Source organism: Micromonospora sp. NPDC047707 (genome assembly GCF_040704235.1).
Taxonomy (GTDB): Bacteria; Actinomycetota; Actinomycetes; order Mycobacteriales; family Micromonosporaceae; genus Micromonospora.
The window spans coordinates 1-11,690 of the sequence record NZ_JBEYSU010000013.1; the positions used below are offsets into that span (position 1 = coordinate 1).

An 11,690-nucleotide genomic window follows, 5' to 3' on the forward strand; every position below is an offset into this window, starting at 1 on the left:
ACCAACACCCCCTACAACCCCGACCGGCACCGAGCCCTCCAACACTTGCTCAGCCAAGATCAACCGGCGATGGCTTGACACAGGGCAACTCACGCGATCACCTCGTGCGGGTCGGGGGCCGGCAGGAAGCGGGCCGGCCGCTGCGGCTGGCTCATCGCACGTACCCAGGCCAACAGGGCGATGAAGGCCGCGCCGAGCAGCGCCATGACGAGCTGACCGATGGGGGTTCCGTACGGGCGGATGTAGTCGGTGTTGAGCAGGCCGTACGCGATCGTGGTCAGGGTCATGCCGGTGAGGAACCGGACCGCGAACCGGGGCTGGGTGCGCTTCGCCTCGACCTCCCGCCGGGTCGCGACCTCGGCGGCGGCGGCCGACGCGATCGAGCCGAGCACGTCGCCGAGGCGGTCGCCGCGGTCGGTGAGGTGCAGGATCAGCGCCGCCACCACCTGGTCGCACACCGGGTCGGCGATCTCGTCGGCGAACGCCAGCAGGGCGGGGCGGGCCAGCCAGCCGGCCTGGAGGCGGGCGGCGAGCAGCCGTACCTCCTCCTGGATCTCCTCCGGCGCGGTGGCGACGGTGCCGGTGATCGCGGCCTGGAGGCCCTGGCCGGTCGCGGAGACGTCCTTGAGCCGGCGGGTCCACTCGCCGACCGCCTCGATCCGGGCGATGGCCCGCTGTTCGGCCCGGCCGACGGAGAACAGCCAGGGGGTGCCCGGCACCGCCACGGCGACCAGCAGGCCGACCACCGGCAGCCCGGTGACCAAAAGGGCCAGTGCGCCGGCCAGCACGGCGCCGACGAGCAGTGCCTGGTGGGCCCGCTGCTCGCGGGGCGTGGCCCCGGGACCGCGCCAGAACCGGGCGAGTCCCGGCCCGGCACCCGGGCGGGGTCCGGCCGGCCGGCGGGTGCCGACGATCGCCACGACGGCCAGCAGCAGCCCGGCGACGCAGGCGGCGCCGGAGGCGACCGCGACGAGTTCGATGTCGACCACGGAACTCACCGCCGGCCCAGCCGGGTCTGCCGGGGACGTCGCCACGCGCCGGTGCCGGCCTCGATCCACCGGCCCAGCAGCCGGGCGTCGTAACCGACCCGGAGGAGCTGGTTGCGGATCCGCTCCGGCAGGTGCCGGGGGGCCGCCCGGCCGTCCGGTCCCGGCCCGAAGACCGTGGTGGTGGTGATCCGGTTGCCGTCACCGACGCCGATGACCTCCTCGACGTGCGAGACGAAACGGTGCTTGCGTCCGCCGATCGCCGTCTCGTCCTCGACGGTGACGTAGACGATGAGGTCGAGCGCGTTGCCCGCCATCCGCCGGGCCTGGTCGACCGTCATCTCGCGGCCGTGCGCCAGCGCCAGCTCGATGATCCGCTCGCCGACGCCGGCCGGTGTCCGGGCGTGGATCGTGCACATCGAGCCCCGGCTGGTCGTCATCGCCTGGAGCATCGGCACGATCTCCCGGGACCGGACCTCGCCGACGATGATCCGCAGCACGCCCATCCGCAGCGAGACCGGGATCAGATCGGCGATGCTGACCTCGCCGGCCGGGCGGCCGTCCGGCCCCCGCTCGCCGTGCCCCTCCCGGGCCTCGAAGCTCATCACCGCCCGGTGCCGGTGCCCCCGCCGGGCGGGCAGCAGCTCCCGGCTCTCCTCCAGCAGCACGTACGGCTCGTCCGGCGGGATCTCGTTCATCAGCGCCCGGATGACCGTGGTCTTCCCGGCCCCGGCCAGGCCGGCGACCATGATGTTCAGCCCGGCGCGCAGGGCCGCGCGGAGGAAGTCGCGCAGCAGCGGGTCGACCATCTCGTCCAGGTCGCCCCGGCCGCCGGCGATGTCGTCCAGGCTCACGTCGAGCGTGTTGTGCTTGCGGATCACCGCGTACGGGCGGTGGCTGACCAGGAACACGGCGGCGAGGCGGCTGCCGTCGGGCAGCTGCAGGTCGAGAGTGGGCTTCGACGTCGACAGGGAGCGTTCGGTGGCGCCCGCCCGCCGGGCCGCCGCCTGGAGGATCTCCACCAGCTCGTCGTCGCTGTCGGCGATCGGCTCGGCCCAGTCGACGCCGCCGCCGTGCCGGGTGATGCGCACCTGGTCGCAGCCGAGGATGTGCACCTCCTCGATGGTGTCGTCGACCAGCAGCGTCTGGAGCCGGCCGAGCCCGGCCAGCTCGGCGGTGACCTGGTCCAGCAGGAGACGTTCCTCGCCGGCCGCCATCGGGGTGCCGGCCCGGCGGACCGCGTCCGCGTACTCGGCGACGACCGCGACCGCCAGCCGGGCGCGCTCGGTGTCCTCGGCGTCGGCGTCGAACTCCCGGCCGCGCTGCCAGAGGGTGAGCCGTTCGCTGAGTTCCCGGCGCAGCTCCCGGACCACCTGGAAGTCCACGCGGGGGCGCGGGGGCGCCTCCGGCGGCGGTGCCGGGACCGGCGTCGGATGGTGCCGGCCGTTCGGCGGCAGCAGGGGTGGCGCGATCGACGTCGCGGTGGGCGCGTGCCGGCGGGGGTCGGCGGAGACCGGTTCAAACCGCATCCGGCACCCCCTGCGCCACCGGCCAGGCCAGGCGGGCCCGCCGCCGGTCCAGCAACGCTCCGACCGGCACCTCCAGCGCGCTCGCCGCACGCATCAGCGGCCGTCCGGCCCGCACCGTGCCGCCCAGGGCCAGCACCCCGGCGGTACGCGGGTCGTGCGGCAGCCGTGCGATGACCGGCAGCCGCAGGGCCTTGCTGACCTCGCTGCGCCCGTGCCCGCCGCCGACCAGCAGCAGTCGCAGGGTGCCCGCGGGCACCCGGTGCTCGGTGAGGTCCCGCTCGATCGCCCGGACCAGGGCGCGGGTGGCGGACAGGTCGGGCAGCCGGGCGTTGGTGACCACCAGCACCACCGAGGCGGCGCGCAGGATCGGCCAGGGCGGGCCGGCCACGTGCAGGCGTCCGCAGTCGACGAGCACGTCGTACGCGGGGTCGCCGCGGTCCAGCCCGGCGAAGAAGTCGGCGAACCGCTGCCACAGCGGGACGACGCTGCCCGCCTGGGCGGGATCGACGACGCCCGGCAGCAGCAGCCGTTCCCGCTTCGGGGCGTCCAGGTCGACCAGCTGCGACCAGAACGCCGTCTCCAGGTTGCCGTCGCGCAGCTCCCCGACGGCCAGTTCGCCGATGCCCCGGGGCCCGTCGAGCGCGCCGCCGAGGTAGCCGGCGAGCACCGACCCGCCGGCCGGGTCGCACTCGGCGAGCACCAGCCGCCGGTGCCAGGTGAGCGCGCAGGCCAGCGCGGAGGTGGTGACGCCCGGCGACCCCTTGGCGGCGACCAGCGCGATGATCGCCATCAGGCCGCCTCGGTGAGGGCGACGGCGATCCGGTCCTGGGCGACCAGCGCCGCCACCGCCGGTACGTCCCGGACGGCGAGCGCCACGTACACCACGACCTCGTCGTCGTTCTCGGTGGTCGTCGTGTCGATGACGGTGGCCTCGAAGCGGGTGACACCGGCGGCCGGCCGGTCGTCGTTCCCGGCCGGGGTGCTGACCAGCAGCACCTTGTCGCCGGGGTGCAGCTTGCGGGCCGGCACCTGGGACGGTTCGAGACCCAGGGCGAGCTGCTGCTGCCCGGGGCCGAGCAGGGGTTCGTCAGTGAGCTGGTCCATGGTCAGCAATGTCCCGGGGACGAGCGCGACCTTCGCCCGCTTGCCGACCACGTCGTCCCGCCGGCCCACCGGCACCGGGGCGAGCCCCTGGCCGCCGGCGACCTGCACGGTCACCAGGTCGTCCGCGCCGATCGTCCGGCCGACCTCGACCGGGCGGGCGATCGCCAGGTAGCTGCCGGTGGCGCGGACCGAGGTGACGGCGAACGCCGCCCCGAGCCCGCCGAGAGCGATGAGGAGGACGGCCAGGCCGAGCAGCCCGGGGCGCATCCGGCGTTGCCGGACCACCCTGGGCGGGACGACCGGGGCGTCCACCGGTCCGGTTCCGTTGCGCGTCGCGAGGCTCACTCCGCCACCACCTGTAGTTCGTTGATCTGGATCGGGACCGTGCCGCTCGTCCGGGTGACCGGGATGACGCCGCTCTCGCCGCCACCGCGCCAGGTCACCGACCAGTGCGTGGTGGCGCCGACCCGGTACGTCCCGGCCTTCGGGTAGCCGCTGTGGTAGCCGCAGTCGGGGGAGCGTTTCCCGGCGTGCGCTCCGGTGGAGCTGTAGGGGGTTCCGGGGCCGGCGCAGGCGACCCTCTCCCCGTTGCCCATGTCCCAGACGATGCGGTCGACCCGCGCCTCGATGGCGACGGTCAGCCCCCGGTCGGAGGCGGACGCGCGCAGCGGGCCGAAGTAGTTGTCGCCCCGGCTGGCCCACATCCACACCGGCAGCCCGACGAGCCCAGGGCCGATCTGCCGGCGCGGTGCGACCGCCACGCGCGGCGGGAGCAGGTCGATCGAGGCGAGCGCGCGCCGGGCCAGCTCCTCCGGGTCGGGTGGGGCGCCGTAGCCGGGCGGCGGCGAGTCGCGCAGCTCCAGCCGCTGGGAGCCGAGGTCGCCGCCGTTGCAGGTCAGCACGTACCACTGGTAACCGGCGGGCGGGTTGTTCTGCGGCTCGGCCAGCTTGTAGTAGCAGCCGTCGCTGTTGTTGAACCAGCCGAGCACCTGGTCGTAGCAGGGGATGACGCGGCCGTTCCACTGGCAGGTGCCCCCGCCGCCTCCGTCGCCGCCCCCACCGTCGCCACCACCCGGGCCGCCGGTCCCACCGCCCGGGGTGCCCGGGTCGTCGTCCCAGACGTCGCAGTTGGTCTGGCCGGGCGGGCACTCCGCGCCCGGCGGGTCGGCCCAGCCGACGGCTGGCACGGACCCGGCGACCATCGCGGCGGCCAGGGCCAGGCCGGCGAGCATCCGGCGGCGCGACCGCCCGCCCCGGGTCAGCACGGCTGGTCCTCGTGCGAGGCGCCGGCGCTGATCAGCCAGCGGCCGTCGGGGTAGCGGGTGGCGGTCGCGGTGGCCAGGTGCCGGGTGCCCCGGCTGCCCGGCACCACCCGCTTGTCGCGGGCGTAGACCAGCCGCCAGCCGGTCGCGTCGAGGCAGTCCTGGATCTCCACGGTGGGCGGGACGGCGTCGAGGTCGACGGCGGTGACGGTGGGGTCGGAGACCAGCGTGCCGACGCGTACGGCACCGTGCTCCTTCGCGGTGCGGATCGCGAGGCGGACCCGGGTCAACAACGGGTCGGCGAGGAATGTGGACAGTTCCGGATGCTGCGGATCGCTGCGTCCGCTCGCCTTCCGGGACGCGGCGAGATATCCGGAGTACGCGGCGAGCGCGGCTTTCCGGGCGGTGTGTTCGTCGGCCCCGGGCCGCACCCGGGCGGGCGCCCCGTCATCGGCCGCCGTCGCGGCGGTCGCTCCCCGGTCGGTGCCGCAGCCCGTCGCGGCGCCGAGCACCGCGACCGTCACCAGGTACGCCACAACGTCCCTGAGCTGCCGTTCTAGCACTGTCGCGCCTCCTCGTCGGCATCCCGGTAGCCGGTGTCCCGGCGGATCCGGGCGTGCGGAAGCGCGGCCGAATGACCACATCCGGACCTGTGGAAGAACGCATCCGCATTTACCGTGACTGATCTTTACAAATGCAAATCCCTGTGCCGTCCCGGTCGAAAGATCGAGGGTTGCATCGCACCCAAGGGGCGAGCATAGGCTGACGTCCGCCGATGCAACAGAGGCAATTCAAGCGAACACGCTGCGTGATGAGAGGTGGTGGCAGCCGGTGGTGACGGTCAGGTTGCCGGCCGGCGGCCGGATGGCGAATGCGCCGGTCGCCTCCGGGTGGCGTCGCGGTCGCCGGCCAGGGTGTCGTGCGGGCCGGACGGGCGGGAGGACTGTGGGTGAACGACGGCTCACGTCCGCTTTGTCCCTCGGCCCGGAAGTCGTCCGTCGGCCGTCGACGTCGGGAGCGGCCAGCCGTTCGAGGGGGCGTCCGGTCCGGTGTGGAGGTAAGTGCCGGAGCCGGAGCGCCCGTTACAGTAAGGCGAGCCTACGGCTACCCAGCGTGTTCGTAGCGGCAGGTTCGGCATGACGATGAGAGCACCCCGACGCGGCGGTCGGGCAGCGCTGCTCGCCGTGCTCACGGTCACGCCGGTCCTCCGGCTGGCAGTGCTGCGGCACGCCGTACCCCCGGATTCGACACCCCGGTCCGGTTGCGACGCCTGCGGCGCCCCGGTCGACCTGGGCCGCCCGTGGCCGGCGCTCGGGCCGGGTGCACGGTGCGGGCGGTGCGTCGCCCGGGTGGGCGCGCCACCCGGCACGGTGGAGGCCGTCGCGGTCGCGGCCGCCGCGGTGCTCCTGCTGGTCGGGCCCCCGGCCGCCGAGCTGGCCGCGGTGGCGTGGTGGCTCGGCTGGGCGGTGCCGCTCGTCTTCGTGGACGCGGCGGTGCACCGGCTGCCCGACCGGCTGACCGGGCCCGCCGCGCTCGGCACGTGGCTCCTGCTCGGGCTGGCCGCCGCCCTCGGTGCGGGGTACCCGCCGTGGCTGCGGGCCACCGCCGCCGGCCTCGCCCTGGGGCTCCTGTTCGCCGGCACCACGCTCCTGCTCGGCCGGCGCGGCTTCGGCCTCGGCGACGCCAAGCTCGCCGTGGGCGCGGGCCTGCTCCTCGGCTGGCACGGCTGGACGGTCCCGGTGCTCGGGCTCCTGCTGGCGTTCGCCCTCTCGTCGGTGGCCGCCCTGGCACTGCTGGCGACCGGCCGGGCCCGCTGGTCCAGCCACCTCGCCTTCGGCCCGTTCCTCGTCGCGGCGACCGGCGCCGCCCTGCTGCTGACACCCGCCTGAGCCCGGGGCATGCCCGGTGCCCCTACCCGCCGTGACCTTCTCCACCGCCGCACCGTGACCGGCCAGCTCAGGGTGGGAGCCCTGACGGCCAGCCGCGACCGCCGAGCGGCCGGGTTTGACGGAGGGCCCGCGGTGGAACTGTGACGGTCTCGCAGACGGCGGCCGGTCAACCCGACCGCCGTTTACGACCGCGCCCGAGGCCCGGACCGTCCGCGACTCGTCGCTGTCGGCCTCCCCGCAGGCCGTGCTCGCCGCCGAGGTCGGGCACCTCGACCTGGCGTACGACCTGTTCGCCGAGTCCGTGTCGCAGGACCTCGCGGACCTCGGCGACAAGACCGCCGACGGGCTGCACCTGGCGTCGCTGGCCGGTGCGTGGCTGGCGTTGGTGCAGGGCTGCGGCGGTCTGCGCGACGACCGGGGAGTGCTCTCCTTCGACCCGCGGCTGCCCGCGGATCCGGCGGCTCGCCTTCTGCCTGCGCTGGCACGGCCACCGCCTGGCGGTGACACTGACCGCCGTCGAGGCCCGGTACGAGCTGCCGGACGCCGACCCGGACACGACCGTCGAGCTGTGGCACCACGGCGAACACATCCACCTGACCGGCGGCAGCGCGACAACCCGCCCAACGCCCCCAATCCCCGCCCCCGCCCCAGTCCCCCATTCCCCCCGCCGCCCCCAGATGAAAGGAAGGGCCCCCTCTTAACGCCTCCGGTAGAGGAAGGGCCCCTTCTTAACACCGAGGCGCGGTACGGTGCGACTCACTACGGTGGGGGCGTGCCCGACCTCCAGCGGCTCGCCGCCCACCACGCCGATCCGCTGCTCGCGTTCGAGCGGGACAACCGCGCCTGGTTCGCGCGGTCAATCCCGGACCGCGGGGACGACTACTTCGCCGACTTCCCGGCCCGGCACGCCGCTCTCCTCGCCGAGCAGGCCACCGGCGCGTGTCACTTCCACGTCCTGGTCGACGACGACGGCCGCGTCCTCGGCCGCTTCAACCTGGTCGACGTCGCCGACGGAGAGGCCGAGCTGGGCTACCGGGTCGCGCAGCGGGCCGTCGGGCGCGGGCTCGCGACCGACGGCGTCCGGCAGGTGTGCACGCTCGCCCGGGACGCGTACGGATTGCGCCGGCTGACCGCCGCGACGACCCTGGACAATCCAGCTTCGCTGGCGGTGCTCCGGCACACCGGGTTCACGCCCGTCGGCGAGGTGTCACTCGACGGCCGCCCCGGGTTGCGGCACCGCCGTGAGCTGACCCTCGACGGCTGAGCCGCCGGCCATGTGCCGGCGCACCTCCTCCAGCGCCTCGAACGCGTACGCCCAGTTGTGGCACTTGAAACTGCGCAGCCCCTCGATCGGCGTACGGCAGTCGGCGCAGCGCACCCCGGCGATCCCGTCCGGGATCTCGGTGTTGACGAACTTGCGCTCGCCGAGGATGACCGTCGCGATCATCATGCGGTCGTGCACCCCGGCCAGCGCCGAGTTGACGATGTCGTACCAGTTGACCCGCCGAGCGCACTTCGGGCAGTCCGGCTCGTCGCCACTGACCCACAACGGCGCGCCGATACTGCGCGGCGGCATGCCGAGGAGCTTCTCGATCCGGCGTACGTCGGACTCGCTGGTCGTCCAGCGGTGCCGGCCCGGCAGTGACGCCGGCGAGTCGTAGACGGCGCGGAACAGGACCGGATCGACCTCCACGGTCTCGCGCTGACGGGTCATCGGCGTCCTCCTCGACGATCGGTGTTCCACCGTCGCCGCAGCGGACGGCGGGTGCAACCAGATCAACGACAGGGCAGCCCGGCGATCACCGTCCCGTTCGGTTCAGGAGAAGTCCGTTGCTCCTTCCAGCTCTGCGAAGAGCAGGTGCTCCGCACCGTCCAGGGTCACGTGGGCATTCATCTTGACGCCCGGCATGCGCCGGGTGCTCGACCCGATCCGCCACCGCCAACTGACCAGCCCCTGCGCGTTGGCGGTCGCCGCACCCAGTCCCCGCGCGCGGCTGGTGCGCCCGCTCGGGTAGACGATTTTCAGGTTGCAGGGGGCGTTGGGGCGGGTGCAGGCGAGCACGCGGCCGTGCCCACCGATCCAAGCCGTTCCGACGGCCGCGGTGTTCAACACGAAGATGTTCAGCGAGTCGCAGATCCTCGATACCGACTTCCCCCAGGCGCGGACCTCCGGGGTGCTGATGCTCGCGAAATGCAGCCCGACCGCCGTGAAGGTCTCCCGGTCCAGCCACAGTGCCCCCGAGTCGCCGTGTTGGGAGAGCACCCCCTGGGGCAGCGGGAAGTCGTCGGGAACGACCGAGAACTCCACCCCGTCGGTGCCGTCGATGGTGCCGCCCGTGACGCCGGTCCGCAGCCCGGACTTGATCACCTTGAGGCCGACGACGTGCGGTTTGCTGCCGGACGCCGGCTGTGGCAGCCCGACGATGTCGGTGGAGACGTTCCGGCCGCGGGTGCCGTCCTGCTCGCCGATCGAGCAGACGGCAGCGTCCAGACCCTGATCCCAGCGCAGGAGCCGGCCGAGGAAGTTGTTCGGTGGCTCCGGGTCGGGCGCCACCGGGTCGGGCTGGATGATCGGGTCCATCGCGACCGGCGGATTGGCGACCGCGACGTGCCAGTTCGTCAGCGCCAGAGGTCGCAGGGTGCCCCGCTCGAACACGATGGACCCCAGCGTGCCGGGGTCGCCGGTGCCGGGAACTCCCACCTTGAGATTTCCGATGTTGATGCCGCCGAGGACGGGATCCTGACGGGAGTGGCGAAAATCCGCGTCGGGTTCGGGGTTGCTCTCGATGACGTCAACCGGAACGCCGTCGATCTCATCGGGCAACCGCTCGCTTTCGGCGAGGCTTCGTGTCGGCACCTTGCGGGTGACGTGCACCCGGATCGCGAGACGGTCCGAGGGGCGTCTGCGCTTGAACGCGAAGCCGATGTCGACGGAACGGACGTTCGGGAATGCCATCAGGCGCTTCCGGTGGCGACGCATGAACTTGAGCAGCCGATCCTGTTCCTGCGGAGTGATCTCGTGCATGGTGCCCCCTCCCGTGGAACCTCACCTGCGCCCGACCGCGATGCTGCTGCTCGTCCTCCTGCCGGTGCCGTTCCCCCGCCTTGACCCGAGGCGGTTGCGATTTGGAGCTGACCGGATGATTGGCATTCCAGCTAGTGGAGGAACACCGTGGTTGACGACAATCTGACTAGGGGCGGAGCATTCCTGCTCACGGTTTGCGGGCTGCTGCTAGCTGCCCTCGCCTTGACCATCGGAGTCATCACCGCTGTGATGGTTCTGGCCGGGATCGGCGTCCTCTTGGGAGCAGTGTTTATTCATGCCGGGCTGGTAAGGAGCGCAGACCAGCGCAACGACAGATAACGCCTCGCTACACAGGGGAACGGACAGGGCCCCGGCAAAGTCGCGGAGCGCCCGGCTTGATGTGGTTGGCGTAGACGCGCCCTTGCCGGTGGTAGGAGGGCGGGCATGACCGGTTCAGATGATCATCGAGGTTTCTACGCCTTGTTGATCGTCCGAAGTGAGTCATGCCCGGCCTGCCATCATCGCTGATCTCGTCCTTGTCACGCGCACCGGCGATCACCGTGCCCGAAACCGCTGCTGGGCTGCGCGCTGCACACGGCGCTGCCCACGACGAGCACGGCCAGCCGGTGCCGGTCCGGCTGGCCACCGACAACGGGCCGGCGTTCACGTCGGCCGCGCTCGCCCGGTTCATCGCCGCCCGACCCGAGCTGACCCACATCTGCGCCGCAAGAAGGCACCAAACACCAACGGCGTACGCGAACAAGCGTTCGGGTCACTAAAGTACGAACGGCTCTACCACGAGGAGATCACCGACGGGCCGACGCTCGACGCCATCGCCGAGGCGTACCGGGCCGAGTTCAACCACGTCCGCCCGCACGAGGGCATCGCGTTCAACCCGCCCGCCGAGGTCCACCTCGGCCAGGCCGATCCCACCATCCCCAACTTTTCGAGGATCAAATCCTGCCCAAAACTGACGCGGGACAAAAGGTCGTTGGCGGCGACGCCCAAAGGCCGGACCCGCCGCTACCGCTACTACACCTGCTTCACCCGCACCCGCTACGGCAAGCACGCCACCTGCACCGCGCCCCGGCTCCCCGCCGACGAACTCGACCGTGATCCTGCGGGCCCTGCACGACTTCTACACCACCGCCGTGCCCGTCCTGGCCGCCATGATCGAACGCGCCCAAGCCCAACGCGACAGCACCGCCGACGACCGGCGCGCCGAACTCACCGCCACAGCCAACCAGATCACCCACACCGAGAACGCGATCACCTGCTACCACACCGCCTTTGAGAACGGCACCATGGACGACGCCACCGCCGGACCCCGCATCCGCTCCGCCAACGGCTCGCCCAACTCCAGGCCCGGCACACCGAACTCGACGCCGACCCGACCGCCCAGCCCACGCCCCGCCGCCCGGCACCGTCGCCCGCATCCGCGACCACCTCGCCACCATTCTGGCGAGCGGCACCACCACCGAGCGCAGGCCGCCATCGAGACACTCATTGCCGAAGTTCAACTCACCGACCAGGGAGTCGTACCCGTGTTCAAGATTCCCACCGACACGACAATGCCCCCGCCCGAAACGGACGGGGGCACCTCGAAAGAGCCACCGGTTCGCACAATGGTGCGGTCGGTGGGCCGCCAGGGACTCGAACCCTGAATCCCTCCGGCGTGGTATGGATCGTCTCGCATCGGGCGGATCGAGGCGCTGACCTGGGCGACGTCTGGTGTCGCCTTACAACGATTGACAGTTCTTGTCGGCGTCATTTGTGCCCGAGGCGTGCCCGATGATCTTGCCTACTTCGACCGTTGCGTAGCTCGATTCGCCTCGTATCCGCTGGGCGCTGCCACCCGAGCAACCGATGCGCCTACTTCCCGACAAGTGTTCTTC

Annotated in this window: 13 protein-coding genes and 2 pseudogenes; 7 read left to right on the forward strand and 8 right to left on the reverse strand. The window is 72.5% G+C overall.

Going from position 1 to position 11,690, the window contains the following annotated elements:
* Nucleotides 1–89: 89 nt before the first annotated feature.
* The 6 genes from AB0873_RS16315 to AB0873_RS16340 are packed head-to-tail and all read right to left on the reverse strand — an operon-like array spanning nucleotide 90 to nucleotide 5,444.
* Nucleotides 90–1,034 carry a type II secretion system F family protein gene (locus tag AB0873_RS16315; protein WP_366600563.1) on the reverse strand — a complete coding sequence of 315 codons (945 nt, stop codon included), beginning with the start codon at nucleotides 1,032–1,034 and terminating at the stop codon, nucleotides 90–92.
* Nucleotides 995–2,515, reverse strand: a complete 1,521-nt coding sequence (locus AB0873_RS16320) for an ATPase, T2SS/T4P/T4SS family (RefSeq protein ID WP_366600564.1) — start codon at nucleotides 2,513–2,515, stop codon at nucleotides 995–997. The genes AB0873_RS16315 and AB0873_RS16320 overlap by 40 nt, the downstream gene beginning before the upstream one ends.
* Complete coding sequence (locus tag AB0873_RS16325; protein ID WP_366600565.1) at nucleotides 2,505–3,305, reverse strand: ParA family protein; 801 nt, start codon at nucleotides 3,303–3,305, stop codon at nucleotides 2,505–2,507. Before AB0873_RS16325 ends, AB0873_RS16320 begins: the two co-directional genes overlap by 11 nt.
* Nucleotides 3,305–3,964: an SAF domain-containing protein gene (locus tag AB0873_RS16330; RefSeq protein ID WP_366600566.1), complete on the reverse strand. Its 660-nt coding sequence runs from the start codon at nucleotides 3,962–3,964 to the stop codon at nucleotides 3,305–3,307. The genes AB0873_RS16325 and AB0873_RS16330 overlap by 1 nt, the downstream gene beginning before the upstream one ends.
* Nucleotides 3,961–4,884: a hypothetical protein gene (locus tag AB0873_RS16335; protein ID WP_366600567.1), complete on the reverse strand. Its 924-nt coding sequence runs from the start codon at nucleotides 4,882–4,884 to the stop codon at nucleotides 3,961–3,963. Before AB0873_RS16335 ends, AB0873_RS16330 begins: the two co-directional genes overlap by 4 nt.
* Nucleotides 4,878–5,444 (reverse strand): hypothetical protein, encoded by a 567-nt coding sequence (locus AB0873_RS16340; RefSeq protein ID WP_366600568.1) that lies wholly within the window; start codon nucleotides 5,442–5,444, stop codon nucleotides 4,878–4,880. The genes AB0873_RS16335 and AB0873_RS16340 overlap by 7 nt, the downstream gene beginning before the upstream one ends.
* A gap of 573 nt (nucleotides 5,445–6,017) precedes the next feature.
* Between AB0873_RS16340 and AB0873_RS16345 the strand changes: the two genes are divergently transcribed.
* From AB0873_RS16345 to AB0873_RS16360, 4 genes and pseudogenes are all read left to right on the forward strand, one after another.
* Entirely contained in the window at nucleotides 6,018–6,770 is a 753-nt protein-coding gene (locus AB0873_RS16345) for an A24 family peptidase (RefSeq protein ID WP_366600569.1), read from the forward strand.
* A 244-nt stretch (nucleotides 6,771–7,014) separates the two neighbouring features.
* Nucleotides 7,015–7,086: pseudogene (locus AB0873_RS16350) on the forward strand (hypothetical protein); the annotation flags it as partial.
* Nucleotides 7,087–7,270: 184 nt separating this feature from the next.
* Entirely contained in the window at nucleotides 7,271–7,471 is a 201-nt protein-coding gene (locus AB0873_RS16355) for a hypothetical protein (protein WP_366600682.1), read from the forward strand.
* Between the two features lie 71 nt (nucleotides 7,472–7,542).
* Nucleotides 7,543–8,034: a GNAT family N-acetyltransferase gene (locus AB0873_RS16360; protein WP_366600683.1), complete on the forward strand. Its 492-nt coding sequence runs from the start codon at nucleotides 7,543–7,545 to the stop codon at nucleotides 8,032–8,034.
* On the opposite strand, the gene AB0873_RS16365 is transcribed toward AB0873_RS16360, so the two are convergent.
* Together AB0873_RS16365 and AB0873_RS16370 are read right to left on the reverse strand one after the other, a co-directional pair.
* Nucleotides 7,978–8,484: a hypothetical protein gene (locus AB0873_RS16365; protein WP_155329385.1), complete on the reverse strand. Its 507-nt coding sequence runs from the start codon at nucleotides 8,482–8,484 to the stop codon at nucleotides 7,978–7,980. The two genes, AB0873_RS16360 and AB0873_RS16365, sit on opposite strands and share 57 nt — an antisense overlap.
* Nucleotides 8,485–8,586: 102 nt before the next feature.
* Nucleotides 8,587–9,795: a hypothetical protein gene (locus AB0873_RS16370; RefSeq protein ID WP_366600570.1), complete on the reverse strand. Its 1,209-nt coding sequence runs from the start codon at nucleotides 9,793–9,795 to the stop codon at nucleotides 8,587–8,589.
* A 560-nt stretch (nucleotides 9,796–10,355) separates the two neighbouring features.
* On the opposite strand from AB0873_RS16370, the gene AB0873_RS16375 reads away from it, so the two are divergent.
* From AB0873_RS16375 to AB0873_RS16385, 3 genes and pseudogenes are all read left to right on the forward strand, one after another.
* Nucleotides 10,356–10,574 (forward strand): hypothetical protein, encoded by a 219-nt coding sequence (locus AB0873_RS16375; RefSeq protein WP_366600692.1) that lies wholly within the window; start codon nucleotides 10,356–10,358, stop codon nucleotides 10,572–10,574.
* Nucleotides 10,514–10,894: pseudogene (locus tag AB0873_RS16380) on the forward strand (integrase core domain-containing protein); the annotation flags it as partial. The gene AB0873_RS16375 and the pseudogene AB0873_RS16380, both read left to right, overlap by 61 nt.
* A 13-nt stretch (nucleotides 10,895–10,907) precedes the next feature.
* Complete coding sequence (locus AB0873_RS16385) at nucleotides 10,908–11,459, forward strand: hypothetical protein (protein WP_366600693.1); 552 nt, start codon at nucleotides 10,908–10,910, stop codon at nucleotides 11,457–11,459.
* Nucleotides 11,460–11,690: the final 231 nt, after the last annotated feature.

Coding starts and splice junctions, on each gene's coding strand:
- AB0873_RS16325 (WP_366600565.1), bottom strand. CDS start 3,305: ATGGCGATCATCGCGCTGGTCGCCGCCAAGGGGTCGCCGGGCGTCACC.
- AB0873_RS16345 (WP_366600569.1), top strand. CDS start 6,018: ATGACGATGAGAGCACCCCGACGCGGCGGTCGGGCAGCGCTGCTCGCC.
- AB0873_RS16365 (WP_155329385.1), bottom strand. CDS start 8,484: ATGACCCGTCAGCGCGAGACCGTGGAGGTCGATCCGGTCCTGTTCCGC.
- AB0873_RS16370 (WP_366600570.1), bottom strand. CDS start 9,795: ATGCACGAGATCACTCCGCAGGAACAGGATCGGCTGCTCAAGTTCATG.
- AB0873_RS16320 (WP_366600564.1), bottom strand. CDS start 2,515: ATGCGGTTTGAACCGGTCTCCGCCGACCCCCGCCGGCACGCGCCCACC.